The 20,271-nt window shown below is 39.6% G+C and carries 22 protein-coding genes; all 22 read right to left on the bottom strand.

The genetic code is table 11. The features are described from left to right. Window positions 1-37: 37 nt before the first annotated feature. The 22 genes from ACFVSW_RS02390 to ACFVSW_RS02495 all read right to left on the bottom strand — a co-directional run bounded on the left by ACFVSW_RS02390 (window position 38) and on the right by ACFVSW_RS02495 (window position 20,160). Window positions 38-811, bottom strand: a complete 774-nt coding sequence (locus tag ACFVSW_RS02390; RefSeq protein ID WP_387311737.1) for a YlmH family RNA-binding protein — start codon at window positions 809-811, stop codon at window positions 38-40. Between the two features lie 21 nt (window positions 812-832). Then, window positions 833-1,105, bottom strand: coding sequence for a YggT family protein (locus ACFVSW_RS02395; protein WP_387311739.1), 273 nt, complete (start codon window positions 1,103-1,105; stop codon window positions 833-835). Between the two features lie 5 nt (window positions 1,106-1,110). Further along, the gene (locus tag ACFVSW_RS02400; protein WP_387311741.1) at window positions 1,111-1,584 is read right to left on the bottom strand and encodes a cell division protein SepF; all 474 of its coding nucleotides are present in this window, start codon (window positions 1,582-1,584) and stop codon (window positions 1,111-1,113) included. 11 nt (window positions 1,585-1,595) lie between these two features. After that, on the bottom strand, window positions 1,596-2,273 hold the full coding sequence (locus ACFVSW_RS02405) for a YggS family pyridoxal phosphate-dependent enzyme (RefSeq protein WP_387311744.1): 678 nt from the start codon (window positions 2,271-2,273) through the stop codon (window positions 1,596-1,598). After that, entirely contained in the window at window positions 2,270-3,100 is an 831-nt protein-coding gene (gene pgeF / locus ACFVSW_RS02410) for a peptidoglycan editing factor PgeF (RefSeq protein ID WP_387311745.1), read from the bottom strand. Before pgeF ends, ACFVSW_RS02405 begins: the two co-directional genes overlap by 4 nt. Window positions 3,101-3,170: 70 nt before the next feature. Beyond that, window positions 3,171-3,440: a YlmC/YmxH family sporulation protein gene (locus tag ACFVSW_RS02415; protein WP_024026908.1), complete on the bottom strand. Its 270-nt coding sequence runs from the start codon at window positions 3,438-3,440 to the stop codon at window positions 3,171-3,173. Between the two features lie 792 nt (window positions 3,441-4,232). After that, window positions 4,233-5,012 (bottom strand): RNA polymerase sporulation sigma factor SigG, encoded by a 780-nt coding sequence (gene sigG, locus ACFVSW_RS02420; RefSeq protein ID WP_024030063.1) that lies wholly within the window; start codon window positions 5,010-5,012, stop codon window positions 4,233-4,235. A gap of 161 nt (window positions 5,013-5,173) precedes the next feature. Continuing rightward, complete coding sequence (gene sigE / locus ACFVSW_RS02425; RefSeq protein ID WP_387311750.1) at window positions 5,174-5,893, bottom strand: RNA polymerase sporulation sigma factor SigE; 720 nt, start codon at window positions 5,891-5,893, stop codon at window positions 5,174-5,176. Between the two features lie 45 nt (window positions 5,894-5,938). After that, window positions 5,939-6,865: a sigma-E processing peptidase SpoIIGA gene (gene spoIIGA / locus ACFVSW_RS02430; protein WP_387311752.1), complete on the bottom strand. Its 927-nt coding sequence runs from the start codon at window positions 6,863-6,865 to the stop codon at window positions 5,939-5,941. Between the two features lie 177 nt (window positions 6,866-7,042). Next, on the bottom strand, window positions 7,043-8,176 hold the full coding sequence (gene ftsZ / locus ACFVSW_RS02435) for a cell division protein FtsZ (protein WP_387311755.1): 1,134 nt from the start codon (window positions 8,174-8,176) through the stop codon (window positions 7,043-7,045). Between the two features lie 40 nt (window positions 8,177-8,216). Next, window positions 8,217-9,512 carry a cell division protein FtsA gene (gene ftsA / locus ACFVSW_RS02440; protein WP_387311758.1) on the bottom strand — a complete coding sequence of 432 codons (1,296 nt, stop codon included), beginning with the start codon at window positions 9,510-9,512 and terminating at the stop codon, window positions 8,217-8,219. 123 nt (window positions 9,513-9,635) lie between these two features. Next, window positions 9,636-9,998, bottom strand: a complete 363-nt coding sequence (locus ACFVSW_RS02445; protein ID WP_024030068.1) for a small basic family protein — start codon at window positions 9,996-9,998, stop codon at window positions 9,636-9,638. After that, complete coding sequence (locus ACFVSW_RS02450) at window positions 9,998-10,729, bottom strand: DUF881 domain-containing protein (protein WP_387311760.1); 732 nt, start codon at window positions 10,727-10,729, stop codon at window positions 9,998-10,000. The genes ACFVSW_RS02445 and ACFVSW_RS02450 overlap by 1 nt, the downstream gene beginning before the upstream one ends. A gap of 42 nt (window positions 10,730-10,771) precedes the next feature. Next, on the bottom strand, window positions 10,772-11,482 hold the full coding sequence (locus ACFVSW_RS02455; protein ID WP_387311763.1) for a DUF881 domain-containing protein: 711 nt from the start codon (window positions 11,480-11,482) through the stop codon (window positions 10,772-10,774). Then, entirely contained in the window at window positions 11,457-12,248 is a 792-nt protein-coding gene (locus ACFVSW_RS02460) for a cell division protein FtsQ/DivIB (RefSeq protein WP_387311765.1), read from the bottom strand. Before ACFVSW_RS02460 ends, ACFVSW_RS02455 begins: the two co-directional genes overlap by 26 nt. 208 nt (window positions 12,249-12,456) lie before the next feature. Beyond that, complete coding sequence (murB, locus tag ACFVSW_RS02465; protein WP_387311767.1) at window positions 12,457-13,365, bottom strand: UDP-N-acetylmuramate dehydrogenase; 909 nt, start codon at window positions 13,363-13,365, stop codon at window positions 12,457-12,459. 76 nt (window positions 13,366-13,441) lie between these two features. After that, the gene (gene murG / locus ACFVSW_RS02470) at window positions 13,442-14,530 is read right to left on the bottom strand and encodes an undecaprenyldiphospho-muramoylpentapeptide beta-N-acetylglucosaminyltransferase (protein ID WP_387311769.1); all 1,089 of its coding nucleotides are present in this window, start codon (window positions 14,528-14,530) and stop codon (window positions 13,442-13,444) included. 144 nt (window positions 14,531-14,674) lie between these two features. Beyond that, the gene (gene spoVE, locus ACFVSW_RS02475; RefSeq protein WP_024029195.1) at window positions 14,675-15,775 is read right to left on the bottom strand and encodes a stage V sporulation protein E; all 1,101 of its coding nucleotides are present in this window, start codon (window positions 15,773-15,775) and stop codon (window positions 14,675-14,677) included. Window positions 15,776-15,915: 140 nt separating this feature from the next. Further along, window positions 15,916-17,268: a UDP-N-acetylmuramoyl-L-alanine--D-glutamate ligase gene (gene murD, locus ACFVSW_RS02480; protein WP_387311771.1), complete on the bottom strand. Its 1,353-nt coding sequence runs from the start codon at window positions 17,266-17,268 to the stop codon at window positions 15,916-15,918. Beyond that, on the bottom strand, window positions 17,269-18,246 hold the full coding sequence (mraY, locus tag ACFVSW_RS02485; RefSeq protein ID WP_387311773.1) for a phospho-N-acetylmuramoyl-pentapeptide-transferase: 978 nt from the start codon (window positions 18,244-18,246) through the stop codon (window positions 17,269-17,271). It lies immediately after the preceding gene. A gap of 1 nt (window position 18,247) precedes the next feature. Next, window positions 18,248-18,697, bottom strand: coding sequence for a hypothetical protein (locus ACFVSW_RS02490; RefSeq protein WP_387311775.1), 450 nt, complete (start codon window positions 18,695-18,697; stop codon window positions 18,248-18,250). A 2-nt stretch (window positions 18,698-18,699) separates the two neighbouring features. Further along, complete coding sequence (locus ACFVSW_RS02495; RefSeq protein WP_387311777.1) at window positions 18,700-20,160, bottom strand: UDP-N-acetylmuramoyl-L-alanyl-D-glutamate--2,6-diaminopimelate ligase; 1,461 nt, start codon at window positions 20,158-20,160, stop codon at window positions 18,700-18,702. Window positions 20,161-20,271 lie beyond the last annotated feature (111 nt).

Consider the following 20,271-nt stretch of genomic DNA (forward strand, 5'->3'; position numbering starts at 1 on the left):
TCGACACGTTATTCAAAAATCCTGCACAAAAATTGAATTATTTTTGCTTTCCAACGATAATTCGCCATTTTTCTTTTTTGGTTTTTCCATCAATCCCGATTATTTTTGCTCTACCGTGACCGCGAACAGAAATCATGTCGCCGATCTCACAAGAAAACGAAGGGTTTTCGATTAATGTCCAGTTTACTTTCACAAGCCCCTGTTGAATAAGGGTTTGTGATTTTTGCCGGGATAGATGATAAATACCAGAAATAACAGTATCCAACCGTAAAGAAGATACTGTTAAATCAGTTTCTAGCCATAATTCTTTTGCTAATATTACCTCATTGCTACTTGTTTCAATTACCTTGACACCAGCCCTGCCAATTGATTCAAGATTGCTTTTAATATATTCATTAACTTCCTTTGCCGCGAAAAATTGTATTCTCTCATCTTTCATAAGAATGTCGCCAAATTTCCCCCGTTTGAGCCCTAAAGACATAAGCGTTCCCAAAACCTGACGATGTTCAATTGTCACGAACTTCGATGGATAGTGAATTTCGAAAAGGCTAATTTGAAAATCATCACCGTTAGCAGTCAAATAATCAGGGTAGAGGAAGGCTCTTTTTCGTTCTAGATCATGACTGCCGCCAAAAAGCTGATAGTTCACATTGCCATTTTCGCCAATGAGCATTTTGACTATTTGCTGCTCCCTAGGGTCAAGAAAATCAGTAAGTTTTGGTGTATATTGGGTCTCGACATAACTCTTCCACTGTATTACTTGGTCAATAAAGTCCCGTTCTTCTGGCCGGAAATGCTGATAAATGTTCATTGATTAACACACAACCTATATTCAAATTACCTGAAGCAGCCAACCATATACACTGTATAATCCACCGATGGCAAGATTGAGAACAAGGATCGCAACAATTGGAGAAATATCCATCATCCCAATTGGTGGAATGATTTTTCGAAATGGTTCTAAATATGGTTCGCAAATTCTAGCCAAAAATTGGCCAATCGAGGATTCCCTTGCATTCGGGAACCATGACATTAAGATGTACACAATCAAGGCATACGAATAAATTCTTATTACTTGTTGTAATAGACTAAACACAAATTCCATTTATCTTACCACCTCGTATTTTGTGTTTCATGGTCAGAAATTAGGTCCGAAATATTCCCTGATACCTCTACATTATCAGGCGTACATAAAAATATACTTAAGCCAATTTTTTGGATGTCTCCGCCGATTGCATATACAACACCGCTGATAAAGTCAATAATTTGCCGGCCCTGTTCATTATCAATCCGCTGTAGGTTTATGACAACAGCGCGGCGATTTTTTAAATGGTCAGCAATATCCGTTGACTCTGAATACGAACGCGGTTCCACTAATATGACCTTTGAACCATTTAATGAATTAGTAAAATTTGTAGAATTTGATGACTTTGGGACACTTTGGAGGCTAATAACATTTTTGTTTTTAACAGGCTGCGGCTGTCTTTGTTTGACTGGTTCACTCGCTTCTACATTGTCATCATTATTATCATTATATTCATCATCTAAAAAGAAAAATGTTTTTAATTTCGATTTAATCGTCATTTTTTTCACTCCTAACCATCTTCACCGACAAGTGCTGTACCTATTCTTACCATCGTTGCCCCTTCTTCAATTGCAATTTGAAAATCGCCCGACATTCCCATCGACAGTTCCTTACAGGGAGCAAAATCTAAATTTCGGTCTTGTACTTGAACGCGAAGTTCCCTTAATTTGCGAAAGCAGTCACGAACAATTTGTTCATCCTTCGTGAGCGGAGCCATTGTCATTAATCCTTCAACACGTATATTATCAAAAGATCGAAGCGATTCAATAAATTCAATTGTCTCTTCTGCTGATATTCCATGTTTGGAACCTTCCTGCGAGACATTTACCTGCACAAGACAATTAATTTTACGATCCGCACGTTTATTTATTTCTTCAGCAAGCGAAAGTCTATCCAATGAATGGATATATTCTACCTTGTCAATAATATTTTTCACCTTACGTGTCTGAAGTGTTCCAATAAAATGCCAATCAGGCTTGTCCCTTAACACTGACCATTTTGCAAGCAGGCCGTCATCACGGTTCTCACCTAGATTTGTGATCCCTGCTTCGAACGCTTCAGAAGCCCGTTCAATGCTTACATATTTCGTGACTGCAATCAATTTCACATCGTCCGGGTTTCGATTCACTTTAAGACACGCTTCATTTATTTGTTGTTTAATTTGTTCAAGCTTTGCTGCTACTCTCATAAACGATCCGCAGTCTCCTTCCAGCCGATAAAACTCAACATTCTCCCAGTACCGCCTTGATCACGGCGATGCGAGAAAAATTCCTCATGGTTGCAGCTGGAACAAAATCCAGTTAAAAGGATATTTCGCTCCGGTATCTTAGCTTCCAAGAGTATTAGTCTGTTTAATTCTCGCAAATCCAATGAATATTGACCTTCTTCAATTAAATTATATGGTAATCTTTCTTTATCTTCTAGTGTATTTTCAACTAAGTTAATAATCCGTTCATCAACAAGATAACATTTTTCACAAATAGACGGTCCAATAGCGACAAGTATTTCTTCAGGCTTAATCCCTTCCCTGCCCCACGCTTGGATCATTTCGTTCGCAATCTTTCCAACTGTCCCTTTCCAACCAGCATGTGCAGCCCCAATCATCTTTTTTTCAGGAGCAATAAAAAAAAGAGGGACACAGTCGGCAAAACATAGCGTTAGCAGGATGCCCTCTTCATTCGTATAAAAACCATCAGTGCCTTTAAATGAATGTTCATAGGAATTGGATCCTTTACCGCGGTCTGCTTTGGTTATCTTTTGAACGGCAATATCATGGGTTTGTTCGGCCCCCACCCAACAATTTAACGGGAATTCCAGCAGCTCAGCAACTTTTTCTCGATTTAAGCACACGCTGCTTTTGTCATCGCCGACATGAAAGCCGAGATTTAGGGTTTCAAAACTCCCTTTGCTCAGCCCGCCGCATTTAGTTGTTATACCGGCAGCCAATCCAGGGAATTGCTTGGTCCAGCTTTCAATGGTTAAATAGGATTGATTTTTTAAAACAAAGGGCTCCATGTCAATACCTCTTATATTTTTCTTTAGTTTACCATGAAAAGAGAGAATGGTCACCGTAAAAGGTATTTTGTCAAACCTCAGCCTCTTCGGAAATTTTCTCGACACTTCCCCGATACCTGACCAAGATAACATCCTGACCAATTTTAATTATATTTTTCCAGGGAATAACGATATCTTCATCCTTTCCAAAAAAGCCTAATACTCTTCCACTGCCGGAGATTACGACAGCCTCGATTTTACCAGTCGTTAAATTAATCTCTATATCACCAATATTGCCAAGCCGTTTGCCATCCGATACATTGACCACATCTTTTATCTGGAATTCGGAAATCTTCACCATATCCACCACTCCCAATTACATTACTATAAAAAATATATGATAGCACTTGGCAAATTAGTAAAAGAAAATAAAGCTGTCCGGTTTGGACAGCTTTATTTTCGAGAAAGAGTATTTTTATCGGCAATTTTTAATTTGTCTAAATACCAATTTTATTGATTGTCCCTGCAATTGGGCCTGTTGATTTCCGCTCCTGGCACTCGCTTTCCGCGGGGAGGTCCTGGAGCCTCCTCGGCGCTTTTGGCGCCTGCGGGGTCTCCAGTGACCTCTCTATCCCGCAGGAGTCGAGTGCCCTCCGCTCCAATCAACAGGGAGGCAAATCATCTTAAAGTATTGCAACACACCTTTTCTAACTGACGTTCAGAAAAATGCCATAAAGAATCGCAATAATAAGGACTCACCTTTTTAAGGAGAAACGAAAATCGATATTTTTGTCAAATTCACTTTGGCTAGACTCTTTTGGCTTAATCCTTGAATTCACCACTTATTTTAATTATTTATTGGTGGAGTTGAAAGTCTATATTGAAACCGCACTGTTGATTGGAGCGGAAGGCGGCGAAGACTCCTGCGGGAGTACGGGGCAGGGGAGACCCCGCAGGCGCGGAACTCGCCGAGGAGGCTCCCCGGCACGCCCGCGGAAAGCGAAGCCGCCTGGAGCGGAAATCAACAGACCTGATAAAAAGACTGTACACTAATACTTTTTACAAATTAACGCGTTTAATCATTAAAGAAAATTATTGAAATAAAAGGCTATCGAAAGTTTTTCGATAGCCTGGCTGTCCGGTTTGGACAGCTTTAACTTTGAATATTTTTATTCATTTGTCTGATTGCTGCTTTTTCTAATCGTGAAACCTGAGCCTGGGAAATGCCAATTTCATCAGCTACTTCCATCTGTGTTTTTCCTTGGAAAAACCGTTTCCGTAAAATTAATTTTTCACGCTCATTTAATCTTCGCATACCTTCTTTTAGGGCTATTTCTTCAATCCAATGGATATCTTTATTTTTCTCATCACTTAACTGGTCCAATACATAAATTGGGTCGCCGCCATCATTATATATTGGCTCAAATAAAGACACCGGGTCCTGGATGGCATCAAGTGCGAAAACAATTTCCTCATGCGGCACTTCTAAGACCTTGGCAATTTCTTCCGCAGTCGGTTCTCGTGATGTTTCGCTCATTAATCGCTCCCTGACCTGAAGGGCCTTATAAGCGATATCCCTCAAGGAACGGGAAACGCGAATAGGGTTATTATCACGTAAGTATCTGCGAATTTCTCCAATAATCATCGGTACGGCGTAAGTGGAAAACTTTACGTTTTGACCTAAATCAAAGTTATCAATCGATTTCATCAGTCCAATACAGCCAACCTGAAATAGATCATCAACAAATTCCCCGCGGTTGTTAAAGCGCTGAATAACACTTAATACGAGGCGTAAGTTGCCATTGACGAGCTTTTCCCGGGCAGATATATCGCCCTCTTGCATTTGCTTGAAGAGTATTCTCATTTCTTCGTTTTTTAAAACAGGAAGTTTTGATGTGTCCACACCGCAAATTTCAACTTTATTTCGAGTCAATCCTTTTCCCTCCTCACAGGAGCTGCTGTACAAAAAACAGTATTTCCTTGAGAAGGAAAAATATGCACCTATCCAGGTCAGCGGACAGGTGCATAAATGTCGAAAAATGCAATTTTAGCACTTAAATTCTAGGTTTTTTTGATGGAAAAAAATTTCTTTTTTTACACCATCTTATTAAATTCCTTTCGTAATCGTTTAATAATTCTTTTTTCTAATCTTGAAATATAGGATTGGGATATCCCCAGCATATCTGCGACATCCTTCTGTGTCTTTTCTTCCCCATTTGTTAAGCCGAACCGGAGCTCCATAATTTGCTTCTCACGATCGGTAAGCTGATGCAATGCCTTTGTTAAAAGTTTCCTATCAACATTTGCTTCCAGGTCCTTTGTAATAATATCATCATCCGTTCCCAAGACATCGGAGAGTAACAGCTCATTACCATCCCAGTCAATATTGAGCGGTTCATCAAAGGATACTTCTGACCTAATTTTATTGTTTCGCCGTAAGTACATAAGAATCTCATTTTCGATACATCTTGATGCGTATGTAGCAAGTTTTATTTTTTTCTCAGGGTTAAAGGTATTAACCGCTTTGATTAAACCAATCGTGCCAATACTGATTAAATCCTCAATATTAATCCCCGTATTCTCAAACTTTCTGGCAATATAAACAACCAGCCTTAGGTTCCGTTCAATTAAGATGGATCTCGCTGCCTTATCACCGCCAGGCAGTTTTTTTAATAACAACTCTTCCTCGTCTTTACTCAAAGGAGGCGGCAAGGCTTCGCTTCCGCCAATATAATAAACTTCATCCGTTTTTAAGCCCAATTTTATTAGTATTTTGTACCAGTAGTAGGATATGCGAAGTCTCCATTTATTCATGTAAGTTCCTCCTTCTAAATTATGTTTTTACTGAGTATAGTATTATTAACTTACTTTCACTGCCTCCTCTTGCTGCTTCATCCCCGTTAACATTTTCGGATGAACAATACATTGAAACGCATCATCAGCAGAAAGTTCCTTTATCGTAAAGGATACAAGACCTTTTTCACATAAGTACTGTGAACCGCTATGTTCAATTAAAATAATATCGGGTTTAACGGCAATAATCAGTTGATGCTCTTGTCCTATCACACGGCATGGGACGACTCTGAGCCTATTTTGCCATTCGTCAGGAAATTCCTCACTTCCTGTTATCAGTGGTTCTGGGTCGGCAGCCAATCTCTTTATTGTTTCGGGGATTGTATCCAATTGCTTTTTGATAGAAACAAACATGACCGGCAGCTTAGAAATAGGATCATATAGCTGATTGCCGCTATCTACTAATCCTTTAAATACTAAGCATTCTCCCTCAATATTCAACCTCACCTTAACAATTTGTTCGAATTGAATTTTGGTCATCTCAAGACTCTCTCCATGTTTTCTGGAGAAGTGCCAGGCGACCGGGAAACCAATCAGGACGAACAGCCAGCTAATAGGATCGCCAAATCCTTTTAAAACCTTTGTCGTCCACTCATAATCATATTGAATAAAGTAATGAGCACCCATGATGGCGCCGCCAATTAAAAAGGTGGCAGCATAAAACGTCATTAATGCTTTCAAAAAGAAGGTCAGCCGCTTATATCCAAAGGCGATCAATACCATCATGATTGAACAGATAAGTTTTGAAATCGGATGGCTTGTATAGAGATTTAATGGTGTGAAAGATAATAAAATAATCAATGAACCGGCAAATCCCCCGGCGAGTATTCTCCATAATCGAATGTTTCTCTTTAGACATATGGCTGTTAAATAAAGGAGTAGGCTGTCAAATAATAAATTAAGAGCCCAGATAATATCTAAATAAACAACCAAGCAGCTTCCTCCTTACTTCTGTTTACGAAAAAGTATAACGTACTTATGCGGCTGAAGTGTGTCACTTTCTGTAAACAAAAAATCAGAAATTTTCACTATTCACAACGGATTTTGTCACATTTATGGTAAAGAAAAAAGGCATAGCCCCTTGGGACCATGCCTTAATTAATATTGAAATTATCTTCTGCGATTTCGGTTGCGCAGGAAAGTTGGAATATCCAACGTCTCCTCTTGTGAAACATTTGTGTTTCGGACTGGTTCTTGCGGAGCTTCTTCGCGTTTGTGCTCTCGCTTGACAGTTCCGGCAGCCGGTTTTGCTTGTCCAAAAGAAGGACGGGTTACCTTCGGCTGTGAAGCTTCTTCATTAAATCCTGTTGCAATAACGGTTACTACGATTTCATCTTTAAGATTTTCATTGATAACGGATCCGAAAATCATATTCACTTCTTGATCAGATGCACTTGCAACAATATCAGCAGCTTCCTGAACTTCGTATAGGCTTAAATTTGTACCGCCTGTGATATTCATTAACACACCCTGCGCTCCATCAATGGAAGTTTCTAATAATGGTGAGCTAATCGCTTTCTTCGCTGCCTCAGCAGCACGATTTTCGCCGGCGGAAACGCCAATTCCCATTAAGGCAGAGCCTTTGTTAGACATGATTGTTTTCACATCGGCAAAGTCCAGGTTAATAAGTCCTGGTACAGCAATTAAATCGGATATACCTGAAACCCCTTGGCGAAGGACATTGTCTGCTTCCCGGAACGCCTCTAGCATTGGTGTACTTTTATCAACAATTTCAAGGAGGCGGTCATTCGGAATAACAATTAGCGTATCAACGGCTTCTTTCATAGCTCCAATACCGCCAGATGCTTGATTCGACCGTTTTTTGCCTTCAAATGTGAATGGGCGAGTAACAACACCAACTGTTAAAGCACCGAGGTTACGGGCAATTTGAGCGATAACTGGTGCTGCACCCGTACCAGTTCCGCCGCCCATACCTGCTGTAACGAACACCATGTCAGCGCCTCTAAGAGCTTCTTCAATTTGCTCTTTGCTTTCTTCTGCCGCTTTCTTCCCAACCTCAGGATTAGCTCCAGCTCCAAGACCGCGAGTCAGTTTCGAACCAATCTGCATTTTTACTTCTGCTTTTGAAAGATTCAAGGCTTGCGCATCCGTATTAACAGCAATAAATTCCACACCTTGAACGCCATGTTCAATCATTCGGTTTACTGCGTTATTCCCGCCGCCGCCAACACCGATTACTTTTATTGTTGCAAGAGAATCTAAATTTGTATCAAATTCTAACATGACAAATCCTCCTAATTCGTCGATTTCCTTTTCGCTGAATTTATTCGAAAAAGTAACCAAGGAATTTTTTTACTTTTGATGACATCTTATCTTCCGGATGTTTTTCTACTTTTGCTTTAGGCTGCTGTTGTTTCGGCATTCTTTTTTCGGCTGGCTCTGAAACCGCTGAGGTACTGCCGTTGGTTCCTCCAGGTAATCTAGTATTCTTGTAAGCATATTTAATTAAGCCAACCGCTGTTGTATATTGAGGTTCTCTTACACCAATATAGTCAGGCGAGGCAATGCGGACTGGAGTTTGAAAGATATCCTGAGCAAGCTCCAATATTCCTTGCATCTTTGCTGTACCGCCTGTTAAAACAAAACCACCTGGTAAATCCGTCACCCCTAAACGTTTTAATTCATGGGCTATCAATTCAAAGACTTCTTCCATTCTTGCTTCAATTATTTCAGAGACATAGAGCTGATTAAATTGCTGATGCTGATCGCTTCCGATAATAGGAACGCTGAAGAATTCATCTTCTGAAGCATTATCAAAGAAGGCATGTCCATATTTTATTTTGATTTTCTCAGCATCCTCGGTAGACGTGTGCAGAACCTTTGAAAGGTCATTTGTAAGCAAATCGCCGCCTACAGGAATCACACTTGTCGATTTCAAAAAACCTTCCTCAAATAGTGCAATTGAGGTAGACCCGCCGCCGATGTCAATCAAGGCCACACCGAGATTTTTTTCATCTTTGGATAAAGCATAATCACCTGCTGCCAATGGCTGCAAGATAATATCTAAAATTTCAAGTCCAGCTCTTTCAACACAACGTAATGTATTAATGATTATCGATTTAGAGCCGGTAATAAGTGAACCTTCCATTTCCAAACGAACACCAATCATACCTCTTGGATCATTAATTTCATCCTTACCATCTAAGATAAATTGTTTTCGAATGACGCCAATGTTTTCTCGTTCTGGTGGAATAGAGCCAACATGGGAGGCTTCGATAACCCGAATTACATCTTCATTGGTAATCTCCCGATTTTGACTGGAAACAGCTACAATACCATGACATTGCTGGAGCATGACGTTGTGCCCGGAAATTCCGACCACTACTTCCCTAATCTCCATCCCAACCATTCTTTCCGCCTGCTCAATCGCCCGCTTAATAGAATGAACGGTATCGTCCATGTCGACGATCGACCCTTTTCGTAAGCCTTCAGATCTAACATTGCCAACACCAATTATATTCAACGAGTCTTTCCCCGAGTCATTGACCATTTCACCAATGATTACTTTTACACTGGATGTACCGATGTCAAGGCTGACATAAATTTCATTGCTGTTCATTCTTTGGCACCTCCTTTTAATTTCCATAGGTCGAACAACAATTTATTCTGTTCAATAAAATGTTTTCATAGTAATATCATATAAAATTATTCGTCACAACTACATATTTCCCTTTAAAAAATATCAATTTTTTTCTACTTTTTCTTTGTTTGGTGACCATTTTGTCAATAATATTCTTCTAATGACAGCAATATTTTGGAACAACCTGACTCCAAACGCAAAAACTGCCGCTAAATACAAGTCTACACCAAGATGGACACCGAGAAAAGCTAAACTTGCAGCTAGTATTATATTAAAAAAGAATCCAGAAACAAATACCTTTTCATCATAAATATTCTGCAGATATGCCCTGATTCCCCCGAAAAGCGTATCAAGGGCTGCTAAGACTGCAATTGATAAATAATTGGAATATTCTTCAGGAATTCGAATTTCTGTTAATAACCCGAGTATGATTCCAATAATTAGTCCAACAAACGGAAGCCACATTAGGAACCGCCCCCTTCTTTAATCGGCTCCATGTATTTAATACGAATTGGGTTATCATAAGCAGGAATAATCACGGCTGGATCTGCATCAGAAATGTTAAGTCTCAAGCTTTCAGTAAAAAATTCATCCCTGGCCTTTGATACCTTCATCCGATTAGACAACTTTTCAGCAGCATTCATCGTATCAACGCCAACTTTAATTTCTAACGGCAAATTCTTAAGTGTATGCCCGTCTATTTTAGTTTCTCGATTAATATCCCTTATTACAGTAGTATTAATAATTCTTTGACCATCAATAGCCAGATACTTTGCTTCGTACATATTCAATTCGTTCAGCAGCCTTTTTAGGAGTTCGGGTGAAACGATTTTTGTAACAGGAGATCCCAGCTGAATATCCTCTATTACAGGTTCAATTTGCAGTGTAATCCCAGGGCCAGAAATTTCGGTTTGTCCTGCTTCTAATTTTAATTCCTGTAATGTATCCCGTAATGCCTGTTCCTTACTTTGTTTTCTTTTGGATTCATAGGCTGATAATTTCTCTTCATTAGAACGAATCTCTCCCAATAAATTGGACTCAAGTTCTTTTTCTTTCAGTAAAGCCGCGCGTAGCTGCCAAATATCGCGGGTATCCCGCTCATTCGGTTTCTTCACTGTTTGGAATTGAATCGCAATCATAAAACCGACAACTGCAGCAACCAAGGTTAAACTAACATTCATTTTGGGCTTGTCCATTTTTTTACCTAACCTTTAAATTAATCTTAAAGTGGACTTTAATCAGCTTCCTAAAATTGGATTCAGGACCATTTCATTTATTTTTTCTAGTGTAAAAACAAGGTTATCATTAACTAACTGATCCTTTATTCCTCCCGTCAAGTTTATAGAAGCGGCAAGAACATCTGGATCTCCGATTGCTGTAATGATAAACGGAGCAGGGTATTGAACACCATCAACGGTAATGACTGGCCCATTACATACAATATATGAATGGCTCGTCAGCCTTTGGCCATTTATGGCCACCGCTGCAGCACCAGAAATATAAAGTTCATTTACCACTTTGAAAACGTGGTGTTCATGTACAAGATAATTATTAATATTCACTTCTTTTGGATCATAGGCACCATCGGAAAGAGTAATTTTTACTCCTTTCCCTTTTACCTTTACTTTGCCAAGAAACATCCGATATTTTTCAGTATCATCAGCCTGGTTAAGAAAAACTTGTGCTTCCTTTGCTAGGTCTTTTTCATTTTTAAGTACCTTGTCTTGCTTTTGATGTAACTCTTTTTGGAGTTTACGATTCGTCTCTTCTTGGGCAATCAATTGATTTCTTAAGACAAGGGTCTTTTCATATTGTTTGCCTGACCTATCGAAGTTTTCATTTTGGTTCTCAATTTTGGTCAGATGATAGGAGAAGGCTATCATAAACCCAAGTATAAGACAGACAAGGGACAAGATAAAATGTTTACCCTTCACCTTGATCTTTTTCAACTTCTTCTTCCTCCACTTCCGGTTCAAAAGCCTTAAAATATGAACCTACTTCCATATCGATGAGCCCCTTTTTGTTAGGATCCAATTGGCTGATGATAGAGGGATAATGGATCATCTTTTCCGAAAAACTTCTTAATGTCGCACTTACCTCAAATCCATCGTTCATAAATAAGGAAATATGATACTGATCGGTTTTTTTCGGAGAATAATAAATTTCGGAAATGGAGTTTAAAATTTCACTTGGAAGATTTTTTAGCTCTTTCATCATTTCGTTAAGGGCAGCCCCTTCTTTGAAATCTAAAAGAATCGGAGAATTAACAGGAATTTTTTCCGTTTGTCTTTCTTTTAAGATTTTTCCATTTTCCATGACTGGATAGTAGTTTGTATCTTGTTTAAGATAGGCCATTCTTTTATACTCTTTTACTTGAATTTGAACTGTGTTTGGCCATTGAATGTTTACATCTGCTTTTTTTATTTCAGATAATTGCTGTAATTTGGAAGCAACAGCGTTTTTTCTAACTTTCCAAATATTTGTATTTTTCGAAAGTCCGCTCTTCTTGATTATTTCTGCCTGAGAATAGACTTCATTCCCTTGTATGGCAATGGTTTTAACATGACTAAGAGGGGATTGAGTATAGGCAATGACGACAATCAATGTAAAAAACATAATTAACAAGAGCACAAGACGTCTGTTTGCTTTCCGTCTTCTTTGTTCCTTAAGCTTAGGAATACGATCCTCAAGAGCAACAATTTTACCTTTTTCCATCCATGATTCCTCCACATAAAAAGCGGCTGCCCTAAATTACAACATCGGCTTGTCCTACATAATCGATGTGGTTACCATGAAAAGAGAAACAACGGCACGAGAAATCATGCCGTCATTCATAATCTTCAGGCTTTCCACCTATTATATTATCAGTTATTATAACACAATTTTTGTCATTCGTAAGGGATTTCTTACAAGAAAAGTAAGTTTAATTTCTACCGATTATTTCTACCTCAGTCTCCATTTTTATTTCATATAAACTGTAAATGGTATCCTTCACATGCTCAATTAAGGCAAGCACATCTCCAGCAGTAGCGTTCCCGGCATTGACAATAAAATTTCCATGCATTTCTGAAATCTTTGCGCCGCCAATACTGAAGCCCTTTAATCCGGCGACCTCGATTAATTTACCGGCGTAATTAGGAAGGGGATTTCGAAAAATACTGCCGGCGCAAGGGAAATTCCACGGCTGTGTTTCTTTTCGATAATCCTTGTTCTTTAGCATTTGTGAAACAATTGCTGCTCGATCACCTTGTGCAAGCTGAAAAACAGCTTCGACTACAATTCCTGGACGTTTTTTCTGGAGGACAGACGTTCGATAAGAAAACTCCATTTCTTCAGAAGAAAGCCATTCCATCGTCCCATCATCAAATAAGATATGTGCCTTAGTTAGAATGTTGCTAATATCTGAACCATGGGCACCGGCATTCATATAAACAGCCCCGCCGACAGACCCTGGGATACCGCTGGCAAACTCAAGCCCTGACAGCCCTTTTTTGCTAATTAATGTAGATAAGCTTACTAGTGAATGACCGCCGCCGACTGTAATTTCGGTGTCATTAATTTCAAGATGGTCCAAACCTGAACCGAGCTTAATCACTGCCCCTTCAATTCCTTTGTCAGAGACTAAAAGATTGGACCCTCGCCCAATTGCACGCCACTTTAAGCGATGTTTTCTAATAACACCCATTACCTGATTTAAGTTTCCTACTGACGAAGGTTCAATAAGCAGGTCGGCCGGACCGCCAATTTTTATTGTGGTATGTTGGGCAAGCGATTCATTTTTCTTCACCTTCCCAATATTTAAAGCCTGTAATTCTGTTACAATTCCGTCCATATTTAACACCTAACTTTCCTATATACACTTAACATTAGTTTATGCTGAAAATCGATTTGGGCTACTTAAGTTTTCCTTAAACGAGCTGTCTCATTAAGGAGTAAAGCCTTTCTGCTGAATCTGGAACGCCCATTTTTTTAGCCTTTCCTTTCATTTCCTTTAAAGTTTCATCATTTAAAAGAATTTGATCAATAGAGTTCACCAGACTTTTACTATTTAAATCTTTTTCTAAAAGCAATTCTGCTGCACCCTCGTCACTTAAGGATCGTGCGTTCTTCTCTTGATGATTATTGGTAACATACGGACTAGGGACAAGAATGCTTGGAATGCCAAGTGAGGTTATTTCGGCAAGCGTCGTTGCACCTGCTCTTGAAACAACTAAATCAATACCAGCAAGAACCTCCGGCATATTATGAATAAACGGTTTTATCACAACATTTTTCGGACTTCCAATTAATTCTGCTTCCTTTTGGACCGCTTCATAATGAACATCGCCAGTAATATAGAGAACTTGATAAGGCTTTTCTGCCAATTCCGATAACGCCTTTACTACCGCTTCATTGATTGGTCTCGCGCCGCGGCTGCCTCCAAAGATTAGGACAGCGGGCATTGTGGTACTAAGTCCTGCTGATAGCCGGCCTTTTATCCCATCCTTGCCAATTACCTCAGAAGCTCGGGGATTTCCGGTAAAAACGACCTTATCTCCTGGAAAATAACTTTTGGCCTCTTCGAAGCAAATTGCAATTTTATTCACATAACGGCTTAAGAATTTATTCGTCAAGCCGGGTACACTATTTTGTTCATGAATAATCGTTGGAATTCGTAGTTTAGCTGCCGCATATACTACAGGTCCGCACACATATCCGCCGGTTCCAATGACAATGTCAGGATTAAACTCTTTTAATATTTTTTTGCTATCTGTTACACCTTTCAGAAATCGAAAAATCGTTTTTATATTTTCAAAGGACAGCTTTCTCTTGAATCCAGTAATATGTATCGATTTAAAAGCAATATTTTCCCTAGGAACGAGTTTACTTTCTAAGCCATTAATTGTACCTATGTATAGAAATTCTGCATCTTTATTCTCTTTTTGAATTTCCCTAATTAATGCGAGTGCCGGATAAATATGCCCGCCAGTCCCGCCGCCGCTTACGACTATTTTCATTTTTCCACCTCATTAACTATTTAACACCTGAGTGCATACCTATCTTACTATAAAAACAGATTAAAGAAAGCAAATGAAAAAAGATTGTTATATAAATGTAACGTAAGACGAAAAAGAACCCTGCCGGTTAACAGGGTATCATTTTTAATATCTTGAATACCGGCTAATATTAAGGAGAACACCGATAGCCATAAGCATTAAGGTCAATGATGAGCCCCCATAGCTTAAAAATGGCAGTGTTATGCCGGTTACTGGCATAAGCCCTGTTACAACGCCGATATTAATCATTACTTGAATGGCCACCATGGCGATAATCCCAACCGCAAGAAAGCTTCCATATAAATCTGGAGCGCCAAGAGCGATACGGATACCGCGCCATAACAATAGCGCAAACAAGAGTAAAATGAACGAACCACCAATAAATCCTAATTCCTCAGAAAGAATCGCAAAGATAAAATCTGTTTGCGGTTCTGGCAAATAAAAAAACTTTTGTCTGCTTTGACCAAGACCAAGACCAAATAATCCGCCAGGACCGATGGCGTAAAGCGATTGAATAATTTGAAATCCACTAACGAGCGGGTCTGACCAAGGATCTAAAAATGAGGTAATCCGCTTTATTCGATAGGGTGCGGAAGCTATTAAGCCTATAAATCCTGCAACTCCCAGAAGCCCTAAGAAAGCAAAGTGACTAATCCGTGCTCCTGCGATGAAAATCATTACCACACATGTACCCATCATGACCGTTCCAGTGCCTAAATCCGGTTGGAGCATAATCATGGCAAAGGCAATAAATGCAAGCCCTAAAGAAGGGACAAGCCCTTTTTTAAACGAGGTTATCAGCTTTTGCCTTTCAGATAGGAATTTTGCCAAAAAGGCAATCATCGCCAGCTTCATAAATTCTGAAGGCTGAATTGAAAAGGCACCAACCCCGATCCAGCTTCTAGATCCGTTTCTTTCATTTCCAATTCCAGGAATTAAGACAAGGATTAACAACACAAAACAAACAATAATGATTGTTTTCGACCAGGTTCTCCATGTCCAGTAGTTGATATTCATAATAAAAAACATGGCAGCAATACCGACCCCGGCAAAGAGTATCTGCCTTTTTGCAAAGAAAAAGGAATCATGAAATTTATATTCAGCCCAAATCGCACTTGCACTGTAAACCATGATTAGCCCTATCGCCAGCAGCGTGAAGGTTACAATCATTAAAATAAAATCAGGAGTAGTTCTCTTTGTCGGCACACTATCCACCTCAACTGCGAGTTTTGGGCTTAACACGATAGGTGACAAAGTAAGAGCCTATTCAAGGCGCTTTCGCTTTTCGTTTGTCTAGCTGCAGCGCCCTTGGCCAAGGCGATGCAGCTTTTCGTGTGGACAAGCCCTTACTTAAGCTTATGCACCGCTTCAATAAAAATGTCTCCCCTGACTTCAAAAGTTTTATATTGATCCCAGCTTGCACAAGCAGGCGATAATAATATGATGTCCCCTGGTTCAGAGTGACGATAAGCCTCGGGCACTGCCTTGTCAACATTATCGACACGCTTGATTGTTTTTATTCCAGCCTCGCTTCCAACCCTCTCGATCTTTGGAGCCGTCTGCCCAAATGTAACCAACGCTTTAACATTTTTTAAATAAGGAAGCAGTTCATCAAATTCATTGCCGCGGTCAAGGCCCCCAGCAAGTAAAATAATTGGTGCCTCAAAAGCTGCAAGGGCATTGATGGCTGCTAAACTATTCGTGGCTTTTGAGTCGTTATAAAATTTTCTGCCATTCACTTCTGTAACATATTGCAAACGATGTTTTACACCAGTAAAGGTTTTCAGCACTTCCTGAATCGCACTATTTTCCACACCGGAAAGCTTGGCCGCTACCATAGCGGATAAAATATTTTCGAGATTATGAACTCCCGGCAAAGCTATTTTTTCAATCTCTATTACCTTCTCATCATTAAAACAAATCCAGCCATTGCTAATGAACGCACCTTCAGACAGATGTTTCTTTGTAGAAAAGGGAATGATCTTCGCTTTGGAATGGCGGGCAATTTCAAGTGTTTCTTCCTGATCGGCATTAATGATTAAATATTCCAGTTCAGTTTGCATTTTCGTTATATTCGACTTTGCTTCAATGTATTCTTTTCTAGTTCCATGATAATCCAAATGGGCATCATAAAGGTTTGTGATAATAGCAATTCTAGGCTTAAAGGTGTCAATTCCCATAAGCTGAAACGACGATAATTCAATCACAATCGTATTTTCCTTCGTTGCCTTTTGTGCAACGCCTGAAGCCACTGTCCCAATATTTCCAGCAATTAATGGCTGTTTGTTGCCCTGGTTCAGCATTTCAAAAATGAGGGTTGTCGTTGTTGTTTTTCCATTTGTCCCTGTAATTGCGATGAAAGGTGCATCTGATATTTGATAAGCAAGCTCTACTTCCGTAATAACAGGAATCCCCTTTTCAATCGCCCCGGCAATCATTGGATTATTATATGGGATGCCGGGATTCTTTACAATCAGCTCAAAACCCTCATCCAATAGCTCTATTGGATGATCTCCACAAATCACTTTAATCCCTTGTTCTAATAACCCCTGTGCCTCGGGATTTTCCGAAAGAGGTTTTTTATCATTAACGGTAACAAATGCCCCTAGCTTATGTAAAAGGGCTGCAGCGGTTACCCCGCTTTTTGCCAGCCCAAGAACAAGGATTTTCTTATGTCGATATACATCAATCTGCTTCACTTACAACCACACCTCAATATAGATTCCTAGTACTGCCAAAATTAATCCTACGCTCCAAAAGGTTACGACAACTCTCCATTCCGACCAGCCGACTAATTCGTAATGATGATGCAAAGGGCTCATTCGGAAAATCCGTTTACCAGTCGTCTTAAAGGATGCGACCTGGAGGATAACCGATAACGTTTCGATGACAAATACTCCACCAATAATAATTAGCAGTAGTTCAAGATCTGTTAAAATCGCGATGGCTGCGAGTGCTCCGCCAAGCGCAAGTGACCCTGTATCCCCCATGAACACCTTAGCAGGATGTGCGTTAAATACCAAGAATCCCAAGACTGCCCCAACTACAGCAACACAGAAAACGGCAATTTCAAGGTCGCCCTTATTCCATGCCAGAACGGCAAATGCCCCGAATGCGATGGCTGCGGTGCCTGACACCAAGCCGTCAAGACCGTCAGTCAAATTGACTGCATTTGAGAATCCAACCAGCCAGAATATAATTAGAAACACATAGGACCAGCCTAGGTCAAACGAGTAGTCACTAAACGGAAGATTGACTTCGGTTGATTGCCCCGTATGTTTTAAGATTAAATAAAATATTACCGAAATAATAATTTGACCTAAAAACTTTTGCTTTGATGTTAGCCCTAAATTTCGTTTTAAGACCACTTTGATAAAATCATCCAAGAACCCAAGTAACCCGAAACCAAAAGTAACAAATAGCAGTAAGAACACGTTAACTTTTGTTTGGTCTGAGTATTTCCCAATCATGACAAGTGTCGTAATAATGATTGAGAATAAAATCATTACCCCGCCCATTGTCGGAGTTCCTGATTTTTTTTGATGTGATTTAGGACCTTCCTCCCGAATGCTTTGTCCAAATTTCAACCTTCTTAAGAAGGGAATAAAAATCGGAGAAAGTAAGACCGATATGAGAAAGCTCATAATAATTGTGAAAAAAATAACTTGCTCCTTCATTTTATCCCCTCCCATCCTTATTTAGTGCCATTTTATTTGTTAGTTTTTCTAATATCACAGCTATATCATATGTTTGTTTATTTTTATTAAGAAGTTTTTTATTTGAAAATTTAAAGTTAGTTATCTCCATTTTACGAATCGTTTCTCCATCTAATTTTTCATTATATAATTTTATTATCTCTTTTATTGCTTCCGCTGAATCATTGGTAAAAAAAACCGGAAAATAATTTGGTGTATATTGCGGCAGCATTTCTTCAACATCCCATACGGCAGCGATAGCTCCATTAGCAATGGCTTCCAAAAGTTCCCCTGAATCTTCGTTTAATCGGACAAACAAACCCTTAGGCTGCGAAAAACTTGCTTTGTCTGTAACGGTATAAAACGAAAAGCCGTCGTTAATACCTCGTTGATCATTGAACAAGTCTGCCATGTCTTTACTAGCTAAATACATCCCTATCTCACCTCGATTGCTTCCCTTGCCACCTGCCGATCATCAAAGTCATGAACAACATTACCGATTATTTGATAGGTTTCATGTCCTTTTCCGGCAATTAAAATAACGTCCCCCGCTGATGCCTGACTAACAGCCAATTCAATTGCCTCTTTACGGTCAGGAATGACTTGGTAGAGTTCCCCTTCTACCCCCGCCTCCATATCCTTTAAGATTGCGATTGGTTCTTCACTTCTTGGGTTATCCGAAGTGAAAATTGGATCTGTTGCCAGCTTACAGGCAATCTGAGCCATCAAAGGCCGTTTCGTTTTATCTCTGTCGCCGCCGCAGCCTACGACAACGAAGACCCTTTTCTTCGCAAAATGCTGAATAGTGTTTAACACATTTTCCAGACTGTCTGGTGTATGGGCATAATCAACAATTACCATATATTCTTGGCCAGCGTTTACAAGCTCAAACCTTCCGGCTACCCCTTCCACACTCTCAATTGAAAGGATTATTTCATTGATTCCAATTCCGGATACTAATGCGGCAGCAATACTTGCTAAAACATTATAAACACTGAATTTACCAAGAAACTGTATGTTGATTGGATAGCTTGCATCTTCAATCCAAAGTTCAAAACGAGTCCCCTTAGGAGTCATGTGAATATTTTTTGCTTGAATATCCGCCTTTTCATCAATCCCATATGTAATTACATTTGCTGCCGTTGATCTAGATAACATCTCTGAAGCAGGGTCATCAGCATTTATGACAGCAAATTTTGGTTTATCATTTTCATAGGAATTGCCTAGCTGGGCAAATAATAAGCTCTTGGCCCGCTGATATTCTGCCATCGTCTTATGGTAATCAAGATGATCCTGCGTAAGGTTGGTAAATACAGCCACATCATAATCACATCTATGGACTCTGCCTTGGTCAAGAGCATGCGAGGAAACCTCCATGACTGCTAAAACAACTCCTGCATCCACCATTTGCCGAAAGGTCTTTTGCAGTGTCAGACTCTCTGGTGTTGTGTTTTTTGTCTCTAATGTCTTGTCAGCAATTTTCGTATACATTGTGCCAATCAGGCCAGTTTTTTTTCCTGCATCAGCAAATATTTTTTCAATTAAATGACTGGTAGTCGTTTTTCCGTTTGTACCGGTGATGCCGATTAACTGCAGTTTTTTCGTTGGCTGCTCGTAAAAGGTATCTGCGAGCACTGCCATAGCTCTTGTTGTATCCTTAACAACGACAACAGGTACTTCTAATGATAACGGGCGCTCTGCAAGGATCGCGGCAGCCCCTTTTTCAACAGCCGATTCCGCAAAATCATGACCGTCCACTGTGTAACCTTTAATACAAATAAATAAGCTCCCTTTTTGCACCTTGCGATTATCATTTTCAATCGATGTAATAACCGGGTTCTCTCCCTTAAAAGGGACGATAGGATGCAAAGACTTTAGCAGCTCTTGCAGCTTCATTTCAACTCAAATCCTCTCAAGACCTTTCTCAAAGTCAACTCTATGCAAAAGTTCCATCTTATTTTACATTAAATCTTTTTATTTTGCTATTTAGTTATGCATGATAAATAA

Source organism: Neobacillus sp. NPDC058068, from assembly GCF_042885335.1.
GTDB lineage: Bacteria > Bacillota > Bacilli > Bacillales > Cytobacillaceae > Neobacillus.

What these genes read in the sequence shown, in the direction of transcription:
- ACFVSW_RS02400 (WP_387311741.1), bottom strand. Translation starts at nt 1,584, where the DNA reads ATGACGATTAAATCGAAATTAAAAACATTTTTCTTTTTAGATGATGAA.
- pgeF (WP_387311745.1), bottom strand. Translation starts at nt 3,100, where the DNA reads ATGGAGCCCTTTGTTTTAAAAAATCAATCCTATTTAACCATTGAAAGC.
- murG (WP_387311769.1), bottom strand. Translation starts at nt 14,530, where the DNA reads ATGAAAATAGTCGTAAGCGGCGGCGGGACTGGCGGGCATATTTATCCG.
- ACFVSW_RS02495 (WP_387311777.1), bottom strand. Translation starts at nt 20,160, where the DNA reads ATGAAGCTGCAAGAGCTGCTAAAGTCTTTGCATCCTATCGTCCCTTTT.
- murB (WP_387311767.1), bottom strand. Translation starts at nt 13,365, where the DNA reads ATGGACGGAATTGTAACAGAATTACAGGCTTTAAATATTGGGAAGGTG.
- sigE (WP_387311750.1), bottom strand. Translation starts at nt 5,893, where the DNA reads ATGAATAAATGGAGACTTCGCATATCCTACTACTGGTACAAAATACTA.
- ftsZ (WP_387311755.1), bottom strand. Translation starts at nt 8,176, where the DNA reads ATGTTAGAATTTGATACAAATTTAGATTCTCTTGCAACAATAAAAGTA.
- mraY (WP_387311773.1), bottom strand. Translation starts at nt 18,246, where the DNA reads ATGAAGGAGCAAGTTATTTTTTTCACAATTATTATGAGCTTTCTCATA.
- ACFVSW_RS02490 (WP_387311775.1), bottom strand. Translation starts at nt 18,697, where the DNA reads ATGTATTTAGCTAGTAAAGACATGGCAGACTTGTTCAATGATCAACGA.
- ACFVSW_RS02390 (WP_387311737.1), bottom strand. Translation starts at nt 811, where the DNA reads ATGAACATTTATCAGCATTTCCGGCCAGAAGAACGGGACTTTATTGAC.
- ACFVSW_RS02415 (WP_024026908.1), bottom strand. Translation starts at nt 3,440, where the DNA reads ATGGTGAAGATTTCCGAATTCCAGATAAAAGATGTGGTCAATGTATCG.
- ACFVSW_RS02405 (WP_387311744.1), bottom strand. Translation starts at nt 2,273, where the DNA reads ATGAGAGTAGCAGCAAAGCTTGAACAAATTAAACAACAAATAAATGAA.
- ACFVSW_RS02450 (WP_387311760.1), bottom strand. Translation starts at nt 10,729, where the DNA reads ATGGACAAGCCCAAAATGAATGTTAGTTTAACCTTGGTTGCTGCAGTT.
- ACFVSW_RS02395 (WP_387311739.1), bottom strand. Translation starts at nt 1,105, where the DNA reads ATGGAATTTGTGTTTAGTCTATTACAACAAGTAATAAGAATTTATTCG.
- ACFVSW_RS02445 (WP_024030068.1), bottom strand. Translation starts at nt 9,998, where the DNA reads ATGTGGCTTCCGTTTGTTGGACTAATTATTGGAATCATACTCGGGTTA.
- ACFVSW_RS02460 (WP_387311765.1), bottom strand. Translation starts at nt 12,248, where the DNA reads ATGGAAAAAGGTAAAATTGTTGCTCTTGAGGATCGTATTCCTAAGCTT.
- ftsA (WP_387311758.1), bottom strand. Translation starts at nt 9,512, where the DNA reads ATGAACAGCAATGAAATTTATGTCAGCCTTGACATCGGTACATCCAGT.